General features: G+C 75.4%; 13 protein-coding genes. 7 read left to right on the top strand and 6 right to left on the bottom strand.

Annotated elements, in window-relative coordinates; genetic code table 11:
- The first annotated feature begins 67 nt into the window (after positions 1–67).
- The 3 genes from ABZ809_RS32545 (at position 68) to ABZ809_RS32535 (ending at position 1952) form a co-directional block, all read left to right on the top strand.
- Positions 68–907 carry a peptidase M23 gene (locus ABZ809_RS32545; protein ID WP_357566482.1) on the top strand — a complete coding sequence of 280 codons (840 nt, stop codon included), beginning with the start codon at positions 68–70 and terminating at the stop codon, positions 905–907.
- 102 nt (positions 908–1009) lie between these two features.
- A complete protein-coding gene (locus ABZ809_RS32540) occupies positions 1010–1153 on the top strand; it encodes a hypothetical protein (RefSeq protein WP_357566481.1) in 144 nt (47 codons plus the stop codon).
- Between the two features lie 100 nt (positions 1154–1253).
- Positions 1254–1952, top strand: a complete 699-nt coding sequence (locus tag ABZ809_RS32535) for an EcsC family protein (RefSeq protein ID WP_357566500.1) — start codon at positions 1254–1256, stop codon at positions 1950–1952.
- A gap of 36 nt (positions 1953–1988) precedes the next feature.
- On the opposite strand, the gene ABZ809_RS32530 is transcribed toward ABZ809_RS32535, so the two are convergent.
- Positions 1989–2843 (bottom strand): GDSL-type esterase/lipase family protein, encoded by an 855-nt coding sequence (locus tag ABZ809_RS32530; protein WP_357566480.1) that lies wholly within the window; start codon positions 2841–2843, stop codon positions 1989–1991.
- 119 nt (positions 2844–2962) lie between these two features.
- On the bottom strand, positions 2963–3604 hold the full coding sequence (locus ABZ809_RS32525) for an antibiotic biosynthesis monooxygenase (RefSeq protein ID WP_357566479.1): 642 nt from the start codon (positions 3602–3604) through the stop codon (positions 2963–2965).
- Between the two features lie 136 nt (positions 3605–3740).
- Between ABZ809_RS32525 and ABZ809_RS32520 the strand changes: the two genes are divergently transcribed.
- Genes ABZ809_RS32520 through ABZ809_RS32510 form a run of 3 tightly spaced genes read left to right on the top strand, consistent with a single transcriptional unit; the run spans position 3741 to position 6452 of the window.
- A complete protein-coding gene (locus tag ABZ809_RS32520) occupies positions 3741–4004 on the top strand; it encodes a DUF6343 family protein (protein WP_357566478.1) in 264 nt (87 codons plus the stop codon).
- A 12-nt stretch (positions 4005–4016) separates the two neighbouring features.
- Entirely contained in the window at positions 4017–5429 is a 1413-nt protein-coding gene (locus ABZ809_RS32515) for an NADP-dependent succinic semialdehyde dehydrogenase (protein ID WP_357566477.1), read from the top strand.
- Positions 5430–5486: 57 nt separating this feature from the next.
- Complete coding sequence (locus ABZ809_RS32510; RefSeq protein WP_357566476.1) at positions 5487–6452, top strand: TIGR03885 family FMN-dependent LLM class oxidoreductase; 966 nt, start codon at positions 5487–5489, stop codon at positions 6450–6452.
- Positions 6453–6496: 44 nt separating this feature from the next.
- Here the strand turns inward: ABZ809_RS32510 and ABZ809_RS32505 are convergent, their stop codons facing one another.
- The 3 genes from ABZ809_RS32505 to ABZ809_RS32495 all read right to left on the bottom strand — a co-directional run bounded on the left by ABZ809_RS32505 (position 6497) and on the right by ABZ809_RS32495 (position 11375).
- Complete coding sequence (locus ABZ809_RS32505) at positions 6497–7030, bottom strand: GNAT family N-acetyltransferase (protein WP_357566475.1); 534 nt, start codon at positions 7028–7030, stop codon at positions 6497–6499.
- A 551-nt stretch (positions 7031–7581) separates the two neighbouring features.
- The gene (locus ABZ809_RS32500; protein WP_357566474.1) at positions 7582–8652 is read right to left on the bottom strand and encodes a hypothetical protein; all 1071 of its coding nucleotides are present in this window, start codon (positions 8650–8652) and stop codon (positions 7582–7584) included.
- A gap of 110 nt (positions 8653–8762) precedes the next feature.
- Positions 8763–11375: a glycoside hydrolase family 9 protein gene (locus tag ABZ809_RS32495; protein ID WP_357566473.1), complete on the bottom strand. Its 2613-nt coding sequence runs from the start codon at positions 11373–11375 to the stop codon at positions 8763–8765.
- A gap of 228 nt (positions 11376–11603) precedes the next feature.
- On the opposite strand from ABZ809_RS32495, the gene ABZ809_RS32490 reads away from it, so the two are divergent.
- Positions 11604–12329 carry a protein phosphatase 2C domain-containing protein gene (locus ABZ809_RS32490; protein ID WP_357566472.1) on the top strand — a complete coding sequence of 242 codons (726 nt, stop codon included), beginning with the start codon at positions 11604–11606 and terminating at the stop codon, positions 12327–12329.
- A 50-nt stretch (positions 12330–12379) separates the two neighbouring features.
- Here ABZ809_RS32490 and hrpB read toward each other — a convergent pair whose 3' ends face one another.
- Entirely contained in the window at positions 12380–14998 is a 2619-nt protein-coding gene (gene hrpB, locus ABZ809_RS32485) for an ATP-dependent helicase HrpB (RefSeq protein ID WP_357566499.1), read from the bottom strand.
- Positions 14999–15140 lie beyond the last annotated feature (142 nt).

Raw genomic sequence — 15140 nt, 5'->3', positions numbered from 1 at the left:
TATTTCGTGAGATATGCCACGAGATCACCCCAGGTGATCGGAGTTTCGGCGTGCCTAGCCTCGGCTGATGCCTGACGACCGCACCCTCGACCAGCAGAGCGCCCCCGGTGACCCGGTCGACCGTTCGGACGACACCCCCTCGTCCGGCCGGTTCGCCGCCGTGCGTTCCGCCACGACGTACGCCCGGCTGCTGGCACCCGGGCCGGCCCGGGCCCGGATCGCCCTCGCCGCCGGCGTGCTGTGCTGCCTCGGCCTGACCGCCGTCGCCCAGGGCGCGGGGAACGGGTCCGCCGACCCGGTCCCGGCCGCCGCCCCCTCCGCGCTCGCCGAGCGGGCCGAGCCGGACCCGGCCTCCCGCGACGCGGAGCGCGTCCCCGCCGCCCCGGCCAGCCCCACCCGCGCCGCCGACCCGGACGCCACCACCCCCGCACCGAGGAGGACCGCGCGCAAGCCGGTCGACCCGACCCCGGTCGTCGGCCTCGACGGCGCCCAGATGGACAACGCCGAGGCGATCGTGCGCACCGGGCGGAAGATGGAGATGCCCCGGCGGGCGCTGGTGATCGCCGTCGCCACCGCGATGCAGGAGAGCAACCTCTACAACGTCGCCAGCGGGGTGCTCCCGGAATCCCGGAACTACCCCCACCAGGGCATCGGCTGGGACCACGACTCGGTCGGGCTGTTCCAGCAACGCTCCAGCAGCGGCTGGGGCGAGGTCGGGCAGCTCATGGACCCGGAGTTCGCCACCCGGCAGTTCCTCGCCGCGCTGGCGCGGGTGCCCGGCTGGCAGCAGATGCGGCTGACCGACGCTGCCCAGGCGGTGCAGATCTCCGCCTACCCGGAGCACTACGCCAAGCACGAGTGGCGGGCCACCAAGGTCGTCGAGGCGGTCCTGGAGGCCGGGCAGTAAGCTTGATCAACCACAGTGGACGGTTGTCGATCCGGCGTCCGGGGTACAGATGTTGTCTCTCCGAGGTACACATGGAGCAGGCACCACCGACAGGAGGACGACATGTCTCTGATGCAGCGGATCAGCACCTTCCTGCGCTCGCCCAAGGGGCAGCAGTTGGTCGAGCGCGGCCGGCGCGAGCTGGCCAAGCCCGGCACCCAGCAGAAGCTGAAGGGTCTCGCGGCCAAGCTCCAGCACCGCCGCTGACCCCCTCACCGACGACCTCTCCGACCCCCGGGAGACACCCGTGACCGATCCCGCGTCCGCCGACGGCCAGCCCGCGACCGGAGGACCGCAGCCACCGGCCGTGGTTCCGGCACCGACGCAGGAGGCCACCGAGGCGCCGCCGCTGAAGCTCTGGGACCGGATGCGGGAGGATCCGCAGTACGCCCCGGAGCACCTCGCCCTGGAGGCCGTGCGCCGGCTGGGGCCGGAGGCGGCGCTGTGGGCGGCAAGGGCCCGGGCCGAACAGCCCGGGGCCTCACCCGACGCCCTGGCGGAACAGGCCGTCCGCAAGTTCGTCAACCACGCCCGGCTCTCCGGCGCGGTCTCGGGCGCGGCCGGGCTGCCCGGCGCCGTGATCGACGTGGGTGTGCTGGCCTGGACCCAGGCCCGGATGGTGTTGCACGTCGCCGCCGCGTACGGCGTTGACCCGGTGCACGGCGACCGGGCCACCGACCTGCTGGTGTTGCAGAAGGTGCACAAGGTCGCCGAGAGCGCCCGGCTCGCGCTCGGGGTGGCCGCCGGCCGGGAACGGGCCGGTGCCCTGTTCGGCAGCGGCGGTCAGAACCCGCTCGGCAAGGTGATGCTCCGCCTCGGCGTGCGACTGGCCCAGATGGCCGGCGTGCGCGCGGCGAAGCGGGTCTTCGCCAAGGTGGTGCCCGGGGCGGCCATCATCCTCGGCACCTGGGCCAACTCGTCGGCCACCAAGGATCTCGCCGAGCGTTCCCGCGCCCTCTACCGCCAGCACGGTGCCCCCGGAGTCCCCGCACCCCGCCGGCCCTGACCCGTACTCCGCCGGCCCCGACCCGGGGCCGGCGGGTCAGGATCTCAGGCCCCAGGCGCGCCACGCCACCTCGGCCAGGCGGTCCTGCCCCGCCGCGTTGGGGTGGAACCAGTCCAGCGGGTTGACCAGGTCCAGGCCGAACCGCACCCGGTGCGCCGCCCCGCCGTCGTGCCGGCAGCGCGAGCCGTACGCCTTGCAGGCGGCGACGAGCTGGGCGTTGTAGTCGTCGATCCGCTCCCGGACGGCCGCCCGGCGGGCCCGGTCCAGCGGATCCGTCGAGGTCGGGTTGGCCAGCAGCGCCGGGCAGACGCCGCGCTTCCAGGCCCGGACGGCCCGCGCCTCGGTGTGCCCGACCTCCCAGAGCCGGTAGAGGTCGGGGACGCTCACCACCAGAACCCGCGCCTTCGGCCGGCCCTGCCGCAGCACCCGCAGGCCGCGGTCGACCTCGGCCCGGAACTGCTTGACCGGGGTCATCGCCTCGATGCCGCCCCGGCACGCGTCGTTGGCGCCGATCAGCACGGTGACGTGGTCGACGCGGTCGCGTACGGCCCGCTGGGCCTGCCCCTCCAGGGCCGCCGCGCGGGCCCCGGGGTCGGCGTGGTTGTGCGCCCGGCCCCGGATGGCCGGACTGCGGTCGAGCAGCCGCCGGTAGACGCTGTCGACGCGCAGCCCGTCCCCCGTGGACCAGGAGTTGCGTTCGCAGGAGACGAGCACCAGGCAGGAGCCGAAGCCGGTGCTGATCGAGTCGCCGAGGGCCGCGATGCCGCCGGGAGTGCCGGGCGACGGGGTCTCCCGGGGCGGGCGGGAGCCAGAGCCCCCGCCACCCTCGCAGGCGAGGGCGGCCAGCGCCAAGAGGCAGGCGGCCACGGTGACCCAGCGTCGACGTGGCATACCATCCCCAGTCCCGCGGCGTAGAGCGACAGCGCGGTAACTCTAAGCGCGGGCACGGTGGGGCAACCCGTTGCTGTCGGCTATGCGGCAGAGGGCTTCTCCCGGCACGGTCTGGCGTGCTAGCCGGGGTTGGCGTGCTGGTCGGGGTTGACGGGCCAGCGGGCCAGGCGCCACGGTGGGCGCTGGCCGTGCAGCCACCAGTGCAGGGCCCGGGTGATCCGGGGCAGCACCAGGTAGGTCATCAGCGGCGTCAGCGTGAGGGTCATCAGCAGGACCCGGGCGCCCAGCGGCAGATCCGGGAGGAACCGGCTGGTGAGCAGCGTCGCGGTCAGGCTGAGCGGAAAGAAGGCCAGCCAGATCGTCACCGCCTGCTTCCAGCGCGGCGGGGACGGCGGCACCGCCGGCTCGGCGCGGACCGGCGCGGTCTCGGCGTGCTCCCGTGGCGGGTCGAACCACCCCTCGATGCCGGTGCGCCGCTCGACCCGGGTGTGTTCGACGATGCCCTGCGCCGAGGAGAGCCACCAGTGCCGCTGCGGGGACTCCTCCCAGCGGCGCAACGTCTCCTGGTCGGCGAAGCGGTAGAGCACGTGCCACTCGCCAGAGCCGGGCGCGCTGCGTACCCAGCCGGAGCCGAGGAAGCCGGGGAAGGCCTCGGCCAGCGCGGTGCCAGCCCGCATCCAGGCCACCATCTCGCTGGTCCGGGCGGGATCCGTACGCCGGGCGACGGCGACGGTCACCGGCAGCGCGTGGGTCGTCGACATGCCGACCATCCTCCCCGGCCAGGCCCGGTTCGGTCGGTTCAGCGGGCCCCGGTGTAACGCAACCCACCGGCGGGGTGACCCGGGCCACCGACCCGTCGGGCGGGTTAACCCGGCCGATCGGGGGTAGCTCGGGATGATGACGAGATCGCAGCCCCGGCGTGCCCGTGGCACGGTCGGCCACGCCTACAGCGCCCTCAACCTGCGGCTCCTGCTCGCCAGCTTCGGGCTGGTCACCATGGTCGTGTTCGCGGTGCTGGCGTTCCGGGTCGACCTGGCGTGGCTGGGGATCGTCTGCGTGGTCCTCGCGGTCGTCGCCGTGGTCGACCTGATCATCATCCAGCGCCGCCGCGCCGCCCGCCGCCGGGAGGAGCCGGGCGCCCGCCACTCACTCTTCGAGTGACAGGAGTACGAGATGTCCATCGCGACCACCAACCCCGCCACGGGAGAGCTGCTCAAGAGCTACGACCCGATGTCGGCGGAGCAGATCGACGCCGCGATCGAGCGCGCCGACCTGGCGTACCACCAGTTGCGCGGCACCACGATCGACCAGCGTGGCGGCTGGCTGACCGCGGCCGCCGACCTGCTGGAGGCCGAGCGCGACGAGACCGCCCGGCTGATGACCACCGAGATGGGCAAGACGTACGCGGCCGCGAAGGCCGAGGTCACCAAGTGCGCCTCGGCGTGTCGCTTCTACGCCGAGCGGGCGGCCGGGTTCCTCGCCGACGAGCCCGCCGACGCGGGAGCGGTCAAGGCCGTCCGGGCGTTCGTCCGCTACCAGCCGATCGGGCCGGTCCTCGCGGTGATGCCGTGGAACTTCCCGCTCTGGCAGGTGATGCGCTTCGCCGCACCGGCCCTGATGGCCGGCAACACCGGGCTGCTCAAGCACGCCTCCAACGTGCCGCAGACCGCGCTGCTGCTGGAGGACCTGTTCCGCCGCGCGGGCTTTCCGGAGGGCGCGTTCACCACCCTGCTGGTCGGCTCGGCCGAGGTCGACCGGGTGCTCAGCGACCCGCGGGTACGCGCGGCGACGCTGACCGGCAGCGAGGCGGCCGGCCGGTCGATCGCCCAGATCGCCGGCCGGGAGCTGAAGAAGACAGTGCTGGAGTTGGGCGGCAGCGACCCGTTCGTGGTGATGCCCTCAGCCGACCTGGACCGGGCCGCCGAGGTCGCCACCACCGCCCGCTGCCAGAACAACGGCCAGTCCTGCATCGCCGCCAAGCGGTTCATCGTGCACGCCGACGTGTTCGACGCCTTCGCCGAGCGGTTCGCCGCGAACATGTCGGCGCTGCGCGTCGGCGACCCGATGGACTCCGGCACCGACGTCGGCCCGCTGGCCAGCGAGGGCGGGCGCGACGAGATCCACGCCCAGGTGTGCGACGCCGTCGACAAGGGCGCCACCGTGCTCTGCGGCGGCGAACAACCCGCCGGTCCCGGCTGGTTCTACCCGCCGACCGTGGTCACCGACCTGCGGCCGGAGATGCGGATGTGGTCCGAGGAGGTCTTCGGCCCCGTCGCCGGCCTCTACCGGGTGTCGTCGTACGACGAGGCGGTCGAGGTGGCCAACGGCACCTCCTTCGGCCTCGGCGCCAACGCCTGGACCCGGGACCCCGAGGAGCAGGAGCGCTTCGCGACCGACCTCGACGCCGGGAACGTCTTCGTCAACGGGATGACCACGTCCTACCCGGAGTTGCCCTTCGGCGGGGTGAAGAACTCCGGCTACGGCCGGGAGCTCTCCGCGCTCGGCATGCGGGAGTTCTGCAACACCAAGACCGTCTGGGTGGGCGAGGGAGCGGCCTCCGCCGGTGCCGGGGCGCACGCGGAGTAGCACCCGGCCAGGCTTCGTCGGCGTGGCCGGAGGCCGTCGTGGGTACGGAGTGACGCCATGACGGTGTTCGGCTTCCACGCGTCCCACGAGCAAATCTCTCCCCGCGCCCTGCTGGAGGCGGTGATCCACGCCGAGCGTGCCGGCTTCGACGCCGCCATGTCCTCGGACCACTTCGCGCCCTGGAGCGAGCGGCAGGGCCAGTCCGGCTTCGCGTGGGCCTGGCTCGGTGCCGCGCTCCAGGCCACGAACCTGCCGTTCGGGGTGGTCAACGCCCCCGGCCAGCGCTACCACCCGGCGATCATCGCGCAGGCGATCGGCACCCTCGGGGCGATGTACCCGGGCCGGTTCTGGGCCGCCCTCGGCACCGGCGAGGCGAGCAACGAGCACATCACCGGCGACGGCTGGCCCCGCAAGGAGGTCCGCAACGCCCGGCTGCGCGAGTGCGTCGACGTCATCCGCGCGCTGCTGGCCGGCGAGGAGGTCAGCCACGACGGCCTGGTCCGGGTGGACCGGGCGAAGCTGTGGACCCGCCCGGAGGAGCCCCCGGCGCTGATCGGGGCGGCGGTCAGCGTGGCCACCGCCCGCTGGTGCGCCGAGTGGGCGGACGGGCTGATCACCGTGAACGCCCCGACCGGGCACCTGCGGCAGATGATCGACGCGTACCGGGACGCCGGCGGGCGCGGGCCACTGCACCTCCAGGTGCACGTGAGCTGGGCGCCGGAGCAGGCCGAGGCCGAGCGGCTCGCGTACGAGCAGTGGCGCAGCAACGTCTTCGCGCCGCCGGTCTGCTGGGACCTGGAGACCCCGGAGCACTTCGACGTGGTCTCGCGGGACGTGCCGATGGAGAAGGTCCACGACGTCGTGAACGTCTCCGCCGACCTCGGCCGGCACGTCGGCTGGCTGGAGGAGTACCTGGACCTCGGCTTCGACCAGATCGCCCTGCACCACGTCGGGCAGGAGCAGCGGGGGTTCATCGACGCGTTCGGCAGCGAGGTGCTGCCGAAGCTGCGTCCCGCCGGCTGAGCGGGGCCGGCCGGGCGGTGCCGGCTGCAGCGGTGCCGGCCCGGTCAGGGCAGGCGGCGGGCGAGGACCTGCCCGGGCCACGGGTCGCGGCCCGGGCGCCGCACCGTGAACGGGTCGGTGGCGGTGAAGCCCTGCCGTTCGTACCAGCGGACCAGCGCGCCGTCGCCGCCCGCGTAGCAGTCCACCCGGAGCAGGCCGAGCCCGCGCTCCCGGGCCAGGTCCGCGGCGTGCGTCAGCAGCCGGCCGCCGATACCCGATCCGGCGCGCGCCCGGTCAGTGACCAGCAGGTTCACGTACAACTCGGGTTCGGTGGCGGGCGGCACGTACTCGGTGGCCGCCCCCACCACCAGCGCGCCGACGGGCCGGTCGGCCAGCATCGCCAGCCACAGCCCGCCGCCGCTCGCCCACGCGTCGGCCTGCGCGATCCGCCGCGGGTCGGTCGAGGCCGGCTCGGTGCCCCACTGGCCGGTGCGACCCCGCGTCACCAGCCAGACGGTGGCGTCGTCGAGCAACCGCAGGACGGCGGGCGCGTCGGCGGGGTCGCCGGGACGCAGGGTCGGGATCCGCTGCTCGGTCATGGCGACCATGCTGCTACACCGGCGCGCTTCGATGCCTGACGATGCCTGTCGGCGCCGCCGTCCCAATCGTGCGTGTCGAAAGGGCCGCTTGAATCGCATGGGCCGCTCGCGGGCGGTGGCGTCGTCGGAGATCAAGGTCGCAGCTCAACCGCCCGCCAGCCTGCTCCGTCGGCGCTGTCGAGCTGCCCCGCCGATAGGACCACCGCCCTGCGCGTGGCGGTGAACGAGGCCGTCCCGGATTTCCGGTCGACGCGCCCGGCCGGAGTGCCCGGACTTCCGTCGACGCCCGGCCGGAGTGCCCGGACTCCCGTCGACGGGCCCGGCCGGAGTGCCCGGTCAGAGCGTCCGGACTTCCGTCGACGGGCCCGGCCGGAGTGCCCGGTCAGAGCGTCCGGACTTCCGTCGGCGGGCCCGGCCGGAGTACCCGGACTCCCGTCGGAGCGTCCACTCGGAGCGCCCGGACGTCCGCCGACGCATTCTGGGCGGCCTCTGCCCCATCTGTGCGGGCAGCTCGACAGCGTGCCGGCGGGTATATCCGGGGGAGGCTCGGCTCACTCGCCGACCGGCGCCGGAGCCCCGTGCCGGCGCGAAGCCGCGACCTCGCCGCTGCCGCTGCCACCGTCCTCGCTGCCGCCACCGTCCTCGCTGCCGCCCTCGCCCTCGCGGTCGCCCTCGCCGTCGCTGGCGGGGGCCCCGGTCAGTGCCGCGAGTCGCTCGGTGGACAGGCAGGACACCAGACAGCGTTCCTTGCCGTCGCTGGTCAGCCGGGCGGTCCAGTCCGTGAGGCCGCCGTCCCCGAGCTCGATCTCGTCGGCGCCGTCGCCCGCGGTGATCCGCAGCGCGGCGTCGACGTAGTAGCCCCGGCCGCGCCGGCGCTCCGGCTCGTCCACCAGCGGTACGCCCGCCGGGCCGAGCGCCGGCCGGACGGTGTCCTCGATCCGCTCGCCGACGACGCGGCCGTCGAGCACGGTCAGCCGCAGCCGGGCCGCCGCCGACGGCGGCAGCAGGGTGGCGAGCACCCGTCGCCAGTACGCCAGGTGCAGGGTGATTAGCCGGGCCTCGGTGCGGCCCGAGCCGCCGTCGCGGGCGCTGGAGACCAGTGCGAAGAGCCGGAAGTGGGCCGACACCTCCGGGCCGAAGTCCTGCGCCCGCAGGACCCGGTGGCAGGTGGCCAGGTGCACCGTGCCGTCAGCCGGCTGCGCGCGGCGGCGCACCGCCGCCTCGACGGCGAGGGCGTTGGTGGGGTCGCTGAGCACCTCGGTGGCGCGCAGGGTGGTGACGATCCGGTTCTGGCTCACCGGCGCGACCGCCGAGCAGGTGCCGAGCGGCACGACGGGGGAGAGCTCGACGCCCGCGAACTCGGCCGGCAGCAGCTGCCACAGTCGGGCCTCCACCTCGGCGAGCGCACGTGGGTCGACGGTCGCCGGGCGGGTGAAGCGGTCCGTCCGCCAGCGGCGGACCAGCTCCGCCGGGGCGACCGCCGCCGCCCGGTCCCGGGCCACCGCCAGCAGCAGCGTGCGCAGGTCCGCCGGGGACAGGCCGGCCAAGGCGGCCCGCGCGCCGTCCGGCAGCCGCCCCCACACCCGCCGCTGCGCGTCGTCCGTGCCGGCCCTGTCGTCCATGCCGGCCACCCTGTCGTACGCCCCGCGCGCCGTCCACCGAAATCGACGGTGGGACGGCGCGCCACGGCCGGGCCGGGTCCGGGCGGCGGTCCGCCCGGACCCGGCTCGGGTCAGGAGAGCGCGCAGGCCGCGCCGTTGACGGTGATCAGACCGGGTGCCGGATTGGCGCCGCCGCCGGTCACCGCGTTGAAGCCGAAGGTGACCGAGCCGCCGGGGGCGATCCGGGCGTTGTACGACTCGTTGCGGGCCGTCACGGTAGCCCCGGCCTGGGTCGTCTTCGCCAGCCACGCCTCGCGCACCTTCTGGTCGCCGGTGAAGGCGAACCGGGCCGCCCAACCGTCGATCGCGCTGGTACCGGTGTTGCGGACGGTCACCTGGGCGGTGAACCCGGTGCCGCCGTGCCAGGTGCCGTAGTTGGTGTAGGTTGCCGCGCAGGTCGGGGCGGGAACCGCCGCCGAGTCACCCTGGTCGGCCAGGAACGAGGCGATCCAGGCGAGCGCCGAGTTCCAGTTGATCGCCACCTCGTTTGTCGCGTACGAGTTGATGTCGTCGACGTAGCAGAACATCGGCTTGCAGCCGGCGAGCAGCTTGGCGGCGAACGGGTCCTGGAGGGCGGCGTTCGGGCCGCCGGCCAGCGATCCGGCGGGCGGCTTCGGCATGCTCGGGTCGAGCTGGTGGCCGAAGATCCGGCTGTGCTGGTTCTCCGCCGCGTGCTCGCCCCACCCGGTGACGTACGAGATGTTCAGCGCGTTGCGGCCGAGGACGTAGTCCATCGCCTGCACCGCGCCGTCGCGGTACTTCGCGTCCCGGGTCAGGTCGAAGGCGGTGGCCAGCACGACCGCGTTGTTGATGACGTTGCTGTTGCCGCCCCAGAAGTAGCTGCCGGCGTCGCCCGGCATCGGCAGCCCGTACGCCTGCCGGTTCAGCTCGGCGAGGTGGGCGTCGGCGGCGGCCGTCACCGAGGCGCGGACACGGGCCAGGTCGGCGGCCGGCAGCCCGCTCGGCACGGTGGCCAGGTCGAGCCGGCCCAGGGCGGCGACGCCCTGCCAGCCGAAGCCGCGCGGGTCGAAGACGTCCCCGGTGTGGTGCGGCGACGCGGTCACCTCCGCCAGGTACGCCTGCTCCCCGGTGGTCAGGTAGAGCTCGGCGGCGGCCCAGTAGAACTCGTCGGTGACGTTGGTGTCGTCGTACGCGCCGCCGCCGGTGCTGTCGGCCGGGCTGGCGTACCGCGTCGGGTTGGCCTTCGCCGCGGCGTAGGCCGTCTTCGCCGCCGTGCCGCAGCGGGTCGCGAAGGCCGCGTCGTAGGGGGCGAACAACCGCGCGCACTGGGCGGCGACGGCGGCCAGGTTGAGGGTGGCGGCGGTGGACGGCGGGTGCAGCTCGCGCAGCTCGGGGTCGGCGTGCGGGGCGAGCGGCAGACCGGTCCAGTTCCGGTCGTGGATCTTGTGGTGGGCCATCCCGGCGAGTGGCTTGCCGGCCGGCACCTGCATCCGCAGCAGGAACTCCAGCTCCCAGCGGGCCTCGTCGAGGACGTCCGGCACGCCGTTGCCGCGCTCGGGCACCCGCAGCGTGCTGTCGCCGAGGGCGGCGCCGTGCCCGGCGGTGGCCGCCGTCCTGGTCCGCTCGAAGGTGTTCAGCAGCTGATAGGTGGCGATGCCGCCGTTGACGACGTACTTGCCGTGGTCGCCCGCGTCGTACCAGCCGCCGCGAACGTCAAGCGAGTAGTCGCAGACGCCCGGCTGGCAGGGCACGTTGGTGTCGCCCTTGTTGGGTGCCACGTCGAGGTGGCCGGCCGGGCGGGCGTACTCCGCGCCGATCAGGTCGCCGTCGATGGCGATGCCACTGCGCTGGGCGTAGAAGAACTGGAGGGCGTCGGAGCGCAGCCGGTCGTAGAGGGTGCCGGAGACGTCGAACGGGTGGCTCGTCTCGCCGTCGACGGTGAGGGTCAGCCCCGCCCCCGGGGTCCGGTACGACGAGAAGTCGAGCGTCTGCACGTTCTGCCCGGAGGCGGCGTCCACGCCGCGCGGGGTGGTGGTGCCGCTGGCCAGGACCGTGCCGGCGGCCGACTTGAGCTGCCAGGGCAGGGCCTCGGTCGCCGTCGTCACCACGGTGGCGTTCTTCGGCCCGCCGGGCAGGTAGCCGACCTGGTTGACCCGCACCCGTGGGCCGGTGTCGGGCACGTACGGCTCGGGCGGGTCGCCGCCGCGCAGCGAGACGTCGTCCAGGCAGACGGTCTGCTCGGCGGCGGCACCGCCGACCTGGAAGATCAGTTGGGCGGCCGGGTTCGCCTCGGGAACCGTGAACGTCTTCTCGAACCGCTGGGCGGTGCCGCTGGCGGTGGCGTCCACGCTGGCGTACGTGGTGTAGGGGGCGGTGCCCAGTTGCAGGACGGCCTTGACGGCGGCGCCGGGGGTGGCGGAGACGTCGAAGCCGAGGGTGTACTCGGCCCCGGCGACCAGCGGCACGCCGTCCTGGCCGATGCCGGCGTCCCACGGGTTGGCCAGACCGCCGGGCACGGTGGCGCAGAGCCGGCCGTCGGTCACGCCGAGCGGGCCGGTGCCGTAGGAGAACCAGGGGGACACGCCGGCGCTGAAGTCGCCGTTGTCGATCTGTTCCGGAGCGTCGGGTGGCGGTTCGGCGTGGGCCGCGCCGGCGGCGGTGCCGGTCAGGGCGAGGGTGGTCGCGGCCGCGAGCAGCGCGAGGCGGCGTCGGGATGGCGTCACGGGTGGTCCTTCCGGACGACTGCGGGGGACGGGACAGGTGGTGGCGGTTCTGGGAGCGCTCCCAGGTCGAGTTGATGGTTCCAGCGCCCGGGCACGCTGTCAATCGATCCGGCTGGATGGTAGGGGAGTCGCCCGAAAGGGCCACGGACAGTGAGATTCGCCGCGCGACGCGCCGAGGTCCTGATCTCCTAGAGACAACTGCGCCCTCCGCCTGGCAGGCTGCCACCCATGACCCTGAAGCTGCGTTCCGTGGGAACGAGCGACCGTGGGCTGATCCGCAGTGGAAACCAGGACGCCCTGCACGCCGGCACCTGGCTCGTCGCCGTCGCCGACGGCATGGGCGGGATGGCGGCCGGCGACCTGGCCAGCTCGATCGCCATCGACGCGGTCGCTCCGTTGGATGTGGAGACCCCGGAGCACGCGCTGGTGGCCGCGTTGCAGAGCGGCATCGAGGTGGCGACCACAGGGATCCGCCAGGCGGTCGCCGAGGATCCGGAGCGGCAGGGCATGGGCACCACCCTGACCGCCCTGCTCTTCGCCCGGACGGGCAGCTGCCTGGCCCTCGCCCACGTCGGCGACTCCCGCGCCTATTTGTTCCGGGAGGGCGTGCTCAAGCAGATCACCCGCGACGACACGTTCGTGCAGATGCTCGTCGACCAGGGCGTGATCACCGCCGACCAGGCCAGCAGCCACCCCCGCCGGGCCGTGGTCACCCAGGCGTTGCAGGGCGACGAGGTCTCCCCGGCGTACGCGACGATGGTGCCCGTGGCCGGGGACCGCTGGCTGCTGTGCAGCGACGGCCTGTCCAACGTCGTCCGGCCGGACACCCTCGCCGAGGTGCTCGCCGAGTCCCCGGATCGGGCCGAGTGCGCCCGCCGGCTGATCGACCTGGCGCTGCGCGCCGGCGGGCCGGACAACGTCACGGTGGTCGTGGCCGACGTCGTGGAGGAGTGAACGCGCGAAGCGGGGCGGCCCGGCTCAGCGACGTCGCCGGGCCGACCAGCTCAGCGGCGACGCGGGGCGGCGTGCCGGGTGGGCGCGGCCGTGGTCGGGTCCTCCGGCCACGGATGGCGCGGGTAGCGGCCGCGTAGCTCCGAGCGCACCTGCGGATAGCCCGTGCGCCAGAAGGACGCCAGGTCGGCGGTGACCGCCACCGGCCGTCCCGCCGGGCTGAGCAGGTGCAGCAGCACCGGCACCCGGCCGTCGGCGACCCGTGGCGCGTCCCGCCAGCCGAAGGTCTCCTGGAGCTTCACGGCGAGCACCGGCGCCGCCGGGTCGGCGTAGTCGAGCCGGATCCGCGATCCGCTCGGCACGGCGATCCGCTCCGGCGCCACCTCGTCCAGCCGGGCCGCCAGCGCCCACGGCAGCAGCCGGCGCAGCGCACCGGCGACGTCGACCCGGGCCAGGTCGGACCGGCGACGGGCGGCGGCCAGCTCCGGCCCCAGCCAGGCGGAAGCCTCGGCGAGCAGCGCCTCGTCGCCCACGTCGGGCCAGTCGCCGCCGAGCGCGTGCCGGCAGAACGCCATCCGCTCGCGCAGCGCCCGCGCCGCCGGGGTCCAGGTGAACATCCCGAGCCCGGTACGGCGCAGCCCGGTCAGCAGGGCGGCGGCCACCTCGTCCGGAGCGGGCCGGTCGATCGGTCGTTCGACCAGCTCGATCGCGCCCAGCCGGAGCACCTCCCGGGCCACCACGTCCGCACCGGACCAGCCGACCTCCCGTTCGGTGCGCACCAGCGCCCCGCCCGCCTCCCGCGCGGTCGCCTCGTCGAGCGGGGTGGCCAGCCGCACCCGGGCGGTCGGCGCGCCGGGGGAGCGGTCCGCCACCGCGACCGCGAGCCAGTCGGCGCCGGCCAGGCCCGACCCGGGCGCCAGCTCCGCCGCGGTCCCGCCGCTCATCAGGTACGCCGAGCCGCCCGGCCGCCGGACCCGGGCCAGCCGCTCCGGGTGGGCCAGCCCGACCAGCAGCCCGGCGGCCAGGTCATCGGTCAGCGGGGCCGGGTCGGGCCGCCTCGCCGGGGCCTCGGTCGCCCGATCGGGCCGCCTCGCCGGTGTTTCGGCTGCTGGGTTGGGCCGCTGCGCCGGCGCTTCGGTTGCCCGGTCGGGCCGTCCCGCCAGTGCTTCGGGCAGGGCGGCGCGCAGGCGGCGTACCTCCGCACGCCAGCGGGCCGTGGCACCCGGGTCCGTGCCGGTGCGGAGCCGGCGCAAGGCCGCCGTCAGGTCGTCGCCCGGCCCGGCGGCGGTGTCCTCGGCGAGCACCGCCACGACCTCCGCCGCCCGGTCCGCGCCCACCCGCTCCGCCCCGTCGAGCAGCGCCCGGGCCAGCCGGGGGTGGGCCCCGACCGCGGCGATCGCCCGCCCCCGGTCAGTGATCCGGCCGTCGGCGTCGACCGCGCCGAGGGTGGCGAGGGTCTCCCGCGCCACCGCCATCGACGCGGCCGGAGGCGGATCGGGCAGGGCCAGCCCGGACCCGTCCGGTGAGCCCCAGGCGGCCAGCTCCAGCGCGAAGCCCGTCAGGTCGGCGGTGGCGATCTCCGGCTCGGGCTGCGCGGCCAGCCGCTCGTGGGTGGCCGCCGACCAGCAGCGGTACACGTGCCCGGGCGCCTCCCGGCCCGCCCGGCCGGCCCGCTGGGTGGCCGCAGCCCGGGACACGCCGACGGTGACCAGTGCGCCCAAGCCCCGGGCCAGGTCCATCCGGGCCACCCGGGACAGGCCGGCGTCCACCACCGTCCGGACGCCCGGCACGGTCAGGCTGCTCTCCGCGACCGACGTCGCCAGCACCACCCGTCGCCGGTCGGCCGGGCGCAGTGCGGCGTCCTGGTCGGCGCCGCGCTGGCGGCCGTGCAACGGGAGGACGGCCACCGCGTCGCGCAGGTCGCCCAGCCGGCCGGCGACGGCGGCGATCTCGCCGGCCCCCGGCAGGAAGACCAGCACGTCCCCGTCGCGCTCGCGCAGCGCCCGGCGCACCGTCGCCGCGACGTGGTCGAGCAGGCCCCGGTCGACCGGGCCGGCGCCGGGCGCGGCCACCGGCCGGGGCGGCGGCGCCCAGATCCGGGTCACCGGGTGCAGGGCCGAGGACGCCCGGACGATCGGCGCCGGGTCGCCCCCGCCGCCGAGCAGGGCGGCGAACCGGTCCGCCTCCGGGGTGGCCGACATCGCCAGCAGCCAGAGGTCGGGGCGCAGCGCCGCCCGGGCCTCCACGGCGAACGCGAGCGCCAGGTCGGCGTCGAGCTGCCGCTCGTGGCACTCGTCGAGCAGCACGGCGCCGGTTCCGGCCAGCTCGGGATCGCGGTGCAGGCGACGGACCAGCAGCCCGGTGGTGACCACCTCGACCCGGGTCCGTGGCCCACTTCGGCGTTCGCCGCGCACGGCGTAGCCGACCCGTTCGCCGAGCGGCTCGCCGAGCAGCGCGGCCATCCGGCGTGCCGCCGCGCGGGCGGCCACCCGCCGCGGCTGGGCCACCAGCACGCGCCCGGTGACCTCGTCGGCCACGGCCAGCGGGGCGAGGGAGGTCTTGCCGGTGCCTGGCGGGGCGACCAGCACCCCGGTGCCGGTCCCGCGCAGCGCCGCGACCACCTCCGGCAGCACCGGTCGTACGGGCAGGTCGAGACGCACGTCCGAGAGCACGTCCCAGTCTCGCACCGCCCGCCCGCGGCACCGTCGAGGCGTCCCCGCCCCCGCCCTTCGCCCGCCCCCGCCCCCCGCCCGCCCCCCCCCCCCCCCCCCCCCCCCCCCCCCCCCCCCCCCCCCCCCACCCCCCCCCCCCCCC

This window comes from Micromonospora sp. NPDC047074 (assembly GCF_040643815.1).
Lineage (GTDB): Bacteria > Actinomycetota > Actinomycetes > Mycobacteriales > Micromonosporaceae > Micromonospora.
The sequence above is the reverse complement of the archived record's forward strand: the minus strand, read 5'-3'. Positions and strand labels throughout refer to the sequence as shown.